This window comes from Clostridium vincentii, assembly GCF_002995745.1.
GTDB lineage: Bacteria > Bacillota > Clostridia > Clostridiales > Clostridiaceae > Clostridium > Clostridium vincentii.
The window spans coordinates 1-5882 of sequence record NZ_PVXQ01000074.1; the positions used below are offsets into that span (position 1 = coordinate 1).

Sequence of the window (5882 nt, forward strand, 5' to 3'; positions counted from 1 at the left end):
ATCTACTCAAAAACTTACTCATAAAAAAGAATTGCTGGTTTTTAACTTAATTAATATCTGTTCAATTTTCAAAGACCAATTTGTTTGCCACCCTTAAGCGACTTCACTATCTTACCACTCTGTTTTCAACCTGTCAACAACTTTTTCGACATTCGTTTTTTGTTGTTTTCTAGGTTGTCTTAGCGACAAAACCTATCTTACCACATACGCTTTCTATAGCTTGTACCAGAGTTGTCTTTAAACTTACTTGAATCTATAAAACGCCTAAATTCAGTCTTATTCTACATACTTCTTATATTGATACGCTAGGAGTAGTTATCGCTAAATTGTTCTCTATTATACTCAAATAACTAAGTTAAGAGTACTAAGACTACAATAGAACTCCTATTGTAACAAGAGAATGTGCAACCTCTTCATAAATATTTTCTACTTTATCTTTATCCTCAAGAACTCCTATTAAGTTTTTAGCAATCTCAATTGCCTTCTTCTTTGTAGTTCTGGTGAGAAGTTTATTAATAAACTTCTCCATCCAACTCTTCTACTATTTTAATATCCTTAAATTAGATAGAAAAATATACGACTATATTATCTTTAGCTCTTACCATAATAAAAACTCTTCAATCAATGTTGTAGTTTATGGAAGGAAATGAATCCCCCCTATATTTACTTCTTCTATACTCTTGTAGAAGTCATAATTCTTGTATTCTTCCTAAGATTTATCTATGTGCTGCATAGATTCATAGGCAGCCTCCATAAAGACAAGAAAAATTAGATAAGATGAATATAGAAATTTCTAATGAAATAGGACTTTCTATACATTCTACAAAAAAAATGTTTAAAGTCGATACCAGTCTAAACATTGAATTTCTTAATTAATTTTGTTACATTGAGTAAATATGTTATAAGTTCATAGTGATATGTTTATAATAGATACATAGATTAAATACTAAAAAAAATGGATAAATGGTAAAGATTGAAATTAAAGAATTGAATTTTAAAAACTTATTACATATATTAATTTACTGAAATTCATAGCAAATTAATATATATAAGATATATAACCTAAGGAGGAATAATTTATGATAAAAACCAATTTTAAGAAACTGGGTGTAATAGCTCTTAGTCTAGCAGTTCTAACTTTTGTAGGCTGCAGTAGCAGTAAAAGTGCTGACACATCTATTGGTGAGCAAATGGATTACAAAATTACAGGCATAGATCCTGGTGCTGGTGAAATGAAACTTGCAGAGCAAGCTGTTAAAGAATATAACACAAATTATACTGTTCAAGCTAGCTCAGGTGCTGCTATGACACAAGCACTAGCAGATGCCTATGAAAATGAAGAACCAATAATAGTTACTGGTTGGTCTCCTCACTGGATGTTTTCTAAATATGACTTAAAATACTTAGAAGACCCTAAGGGGATTTTCGGGGGTGCTGAACATATAGATACTGTTGTACACAAAGGCTTAAAAGAAAAACTGCCTAGTGCTTATAAAATATTAGACCAATTTAATTGGACTCCTGAGGACATGGAAGCTGTTATGCTTAAAATTAATGATGGTGGAACTGTAAAGGACGTTGCAAGACAATGGATTACTGACAATGCAGATATGGTAAGCAAATGGACAGATGGCGCAACAAAAGTAGATGGCGATGAAATCAAGCTTGCTTATGTTGCTTGGGATAGTGAAATCGCCTCTACTAACGTAATTGGATTAGTATTGGAAGATATGGGATACAACGTTACTCTTACACAAGTAGACGCAGGACCAATGTGGGCTGCAGTAGGTAGTGGAGATGCAGATGCTATTGTTGCAGCTTGGTTACCAGCAACACATGCAAAATACATATCAGACTATAAAGATACAGTTGAAAATTTAGGACCAAACCTAGAAGGAGCTAGAGTAGGTTTAGTTGTTCCTAAGTACATGGATATTAATTCTATAGAAGATTTAGCTAAATAAATTCTAACTAGTAGATACACTAATACATAAAAAACCAGAGCATTGCTTTGGTTTTTTATTTTTTGTTATTTAAGTATAAACATTTACCTATTGCTAAATTTCCTTTCATAACTTCATTGGATACAATTTATATATTTGGGTATATTAATATTTGCAATCTATTTTCAAGAGACAATTTTTTTGCGAGCTTAAATAATACAGGAGGGATTTGCTATGTCACATATACACAAAGAAAATATACATATTTTTTTCTACAAAATGTAGAAATGTTTGAAGTCGATACCAGTCAAAAACTTGAATTTATTAGCTAATTTTGTTATAGTGAGTAACTATACTCTAAATTTACAGTGATATGTTTACAATAAATATATAGATTGTATGCCAAAAAAAATGGATAAATGGTGAATATTGAAATTAAAGAATTGAATTTTAAAAGCTTATTACATATATTAGTTTGCTGGAATTGATAGCAAATTAATATATATAAGATATATATTCTAAGGAGGATTAATTTATGATAAAAAACAATTTTAAGAAACTGAGTATAATAGCTCTTAGTCTAGCAGTTCTAACTTTTGTAGGCTGTAGTAGCAGTAAAGATTCTAACGAATCTATTGGTGAACAAATGGATTACAAAATTACAGGCATAGATCCTGGTTCTGGACAAATGGCATTAACAGAGCAAGCTCTTAAAGACTATAACACAAATTATACTCTTCAAGCTAGCTCAGGTGCTGCTATGACACAAGCACTAGCAGATGCCTATGCAAATGAAGAACCAATAATAGTTACTGGTTGGTCTCCTCACTGGATGTTTTCTAAATATGACTTAAAATACTTAGAAGACCCTAAGGGGATTTTCGGTGAAGATGAACACACAAGTACAGTTGTACACAAAGGCTTAAAAGAAAAATTGCCTACTGCTTATAAAGTATTGGATGAATTTTATTGGACTCCAGAAGATTCTCAATCTGTTATGCTTGAAATTAACGCTGGCGGAGACGTAAAGGAAGTTGCAAGACAATGGATTACTGACAATGCAGATACGGTAAGCAAGTGGACAGATGGTGTAACAAAAGTAGATGGCGATGAAATCAGGCTTGCTTATGTTGCTTGGGATAGTGAAATTGCCTCTACTAACGTAATTGGATTAGTATTAGAAGATATGGGATACAATGTTACTCTTGTTCAAGTAGACGCAGGACCAATGTGGACTGCATTAGCTAGTGGAGATGTGGATGCTATTGTTGCAGCTTGGCTACCAGAAACACATTCTAAATACTTTGAGGACTCCAAAGATAGTGTTGAAGATTTAGGACCAAACCTAGACGGAGCTAGAGTAGGTTTAGTTGTTCCTACGTACATGGATATTGATTCTATAGAAGATTTAGCTAAATAAATTCTAACTAGTAGATACACTAATAAATAAAAACCCAGAGCATTGCTTTGGGTTTTTATTTTTTGTTATTTAAATACTTTCGACACTTCATTTAATGATTTTGCTTCCATATCTGGCTTAAACGGTAAAGTTTCTTTCTGTTTATCCAAACGATTAATCCACGCGACTTGGAATCCAAAACTTGATGCACCGGCCACATCCCAACTATTTGAGGAATGAAACAAAACCTCTTCTTTTGAAATATTAAATTTATCTGTAACTAGTTTATAAACTTTAGGATCAGGCTTATATACTTTAATATCATCTACACATAAAACAACATCTATGTAATCAGTTAATTTAGCACTACTTATTGCAGCCTTTAACATTTCCGGTGATCCATTAGATAATATTGCAGTTACTATTCCTTTTTCCTTAAGATCTTTTAAAACCTCTTCTACTTCAGGGTAACAATCAAGATGCATATAGGCATCTAAAAGTTCCCCTCTTAATTTGTTATTCTCTATTCCGCAAGAGTTAAGAGCATAATCAAGTGCTTCTTGTGTAACCTTCCAAAAATCTGTATATTGACACATTAAGCTGCGTAACCAGCTATATTCTAATTGTTTTTGCCTCCAAATACTTGATACCGCCTCACTATTTTCTCCTAGCTTTTCTATATGTTTATTAACGGCTGAGTTAATATCGAAAAGTGTACCATATGCATCAAAAACACAAACCTTAATATTTTCTGATTTAATCATTTTATAATTCCTCCTACTTTTAATATTATGATGTACTATCATAAATCTAGTACTATTATTTTACAACCATCCTGTGGATAATTAAATCTATATTATTGTTTTTTAATGCGTCTTATTCCTATGGACTCTTTCAAAAGCAATAAGCCCAGAAGTGTTCGTTATGATATACTACCCGTATTACTGTTTTTTATAGGAGGCCAAATATGATAGGGACATTACTTTTAAACAGATATGAGTTATTAGAAAAAATTGGTGAAGGTGGCATGGGAATTGTTTATAAAGCAAAGTGCACTTTATTAAATAGATTTGTAGCTATAAAAATATTAAAAGCAGAATTAATTGATTGTGAAGACTTTATCACAAGATTTAAACAGGAAGCTAATTCAATTGCAAGATTGTCACATCCAAACATAGTTAATGTTTATGATACTGGCTCAGAAAACAATATTAATTTTATAGTTATGGAATATATTAACGGAAAAACATTAAAGCAGGTATTAAAGGAAAATGTTAGACTTAGCCCATTACAGACTTTAGATATAGCTTTTCAAATAGCTAAAGCCCTTGAGTGTGCTCATAAAAATAATATAATTCATCGAGATATAAAACCAGATAATATTTTAATTACGGAGGATAATATAGTTAAATTAGCCGATTTTGGAATAGCTAAAGTAGCTGATTCAGTAACCTTAACCAATCCGAATAAGATTACAGGTTCTGTACATTATCTCTCTCCAGAACAAGCTCGAGGAAAATCTGTTGATTGTAGAACAGACATATACTCCTTAGGTATTGTTATGTATGAAATTATTACTGGACAAGTACCTTATAATTCAGAAAGTTCTATTACCGTAGTTATGATGCATATTCAAGAGCCTGCTATTCCACCCAAAGAAATTAATACCGATATACCTGAAAATATAAATCAAGTAATTTTAAAAGCCATGGAGAAAGAACCTATTAATAGGTTTCAAACAGCTACGGAACTTGCTGAAATTTTAAATGTAATCAAGGAGAACTTTAATAATAATTCAATAGATGCTACAACTATTATGGACCAAGAAACAATTTCCGAAACGATAATAATTGAAAAAGATAGAAAAAAACTATTCGGAAATAATGATATAAGAAATAATAAAAAGCTAATGTTAACTATTGTATTAATAATTTTCGCTATAATTATTTTTATTTTAAAGAACTCTGCTTTTAAAGAGACTCCTACAGATACAAACACAAACATTGTAGAAACTACATATACAGAAGCACCCATTGCAGAAACTACAGTTCCAGAAGTGGGGGAAAAGAAAGTTGTTCCTTCACTTATCGGACAGACTCAAGATATTTCTGAGAGTACTATAGTTAATAATGGATTTTTGCTTGGCAATATCACAAATGAATATAGTGATAATGTCACTAAAGGCTTAATTATTAGTCAATCACCTGGGGCTAATACTGTCTATGAAAAAGATGGAAAAATTGATTTAGTTATAAGCCAAGGACAACCAATTGCCCAGGTTTCACCACCAATAAAGGGAAACGAAAAAAATAAAGATAAAAAGGCAAAAAACAATAAATAATCTTAATTATCAAGGTGTGAAACTTTTTATATACTATTAATTAATTTATTTAATTTCAATAACATCATCATACTTGATTGAGTCAAGTAAAAGTGGGCAACTATTTTATTATCCATTATTTTACAGTATATATTTATAACTTCCCTTAAGCATTTTTACTCTTAATTGTAACTAATATCTCCAAATCCTTTTAATCCAC

At 31.1% G+C, this 5882-nt stretch carries 5 protein-coding genes; 3 read left to right on the forward strand and 2 right to left on the reverse strand.

All coding sequences use genetic code 11. The annotated features are described in order from the left end of the window. Window positions 1–370: 370 nt before the first annotated feature. Complete coding sequence (locus CLVI_RS17600; RefSeq protein WP_170065710.1) at window positions 371–529, reverse strand: hypothetical protein; 159 nt, start codon at window positions 527–529, stop codon at window positions 371–373. Between the two features lie 550 nt (window positions 530–1079). Between CLVI_RS17600 and CLVI_RS16940 the strand changes: the two genes are divergently transcribed. Then, on the forward strand, window positions 1080–1964 hold the full coding sequence (locus CLVI_RS16940; RefSeq protein WP_106061410.1) for a glycine betaine ABC transporter substrate-binding protein: 885 nt from the start codon (window positions 1080–1082) through the stop codon (window positions 1962–1964). Window positions 1965–2478: 514 nt separating this feature from the next. Continuing rightward, complete coding sequence (locus CLVI_RS16945; protein WP_106061412.1) at window positions 2479–3363, forward strand: glycine betaine ABC transporter substrate-binding protein; 885 nt, start codon at window positions 2479–2481, stop codon at window positions 3361–3363. A 65-nt stretch (window positions 3364–3428) separates the two neighbouring features. Here CLVI_RS16945 and CLVI_RS16950 read toward each other — a convergent pair whose 3' ends face one another. Further along, window positions 3429–4106, reverse strand: coding sequence for a haloacid dehalogenase type II (locus CLVI_RS16950; protein ID WP_106061414.1), 678 nt, complete (start codon window positions 4104–4106; stop codon window positions 3429–3431). Between the two features lie 203 nt (window positions 4107–4309). Here CLVI_RS16950 and pknB point away from each other — a divergent pair, with 203 nt between their 5' ends. Beyond that, entirely contained in the window at window positions 4310–5683 is a 1374-nt protein-coding gene (gene pknB, locus CLVI_RS16955) for a Stk1 family PASTA domain-containing Ser/Thr kinase (protein ID WP_106061416.1), read from the forward strand. The last annotated feature ends 199 nt before the right edge of the window (window positions 5684–5882 follow it).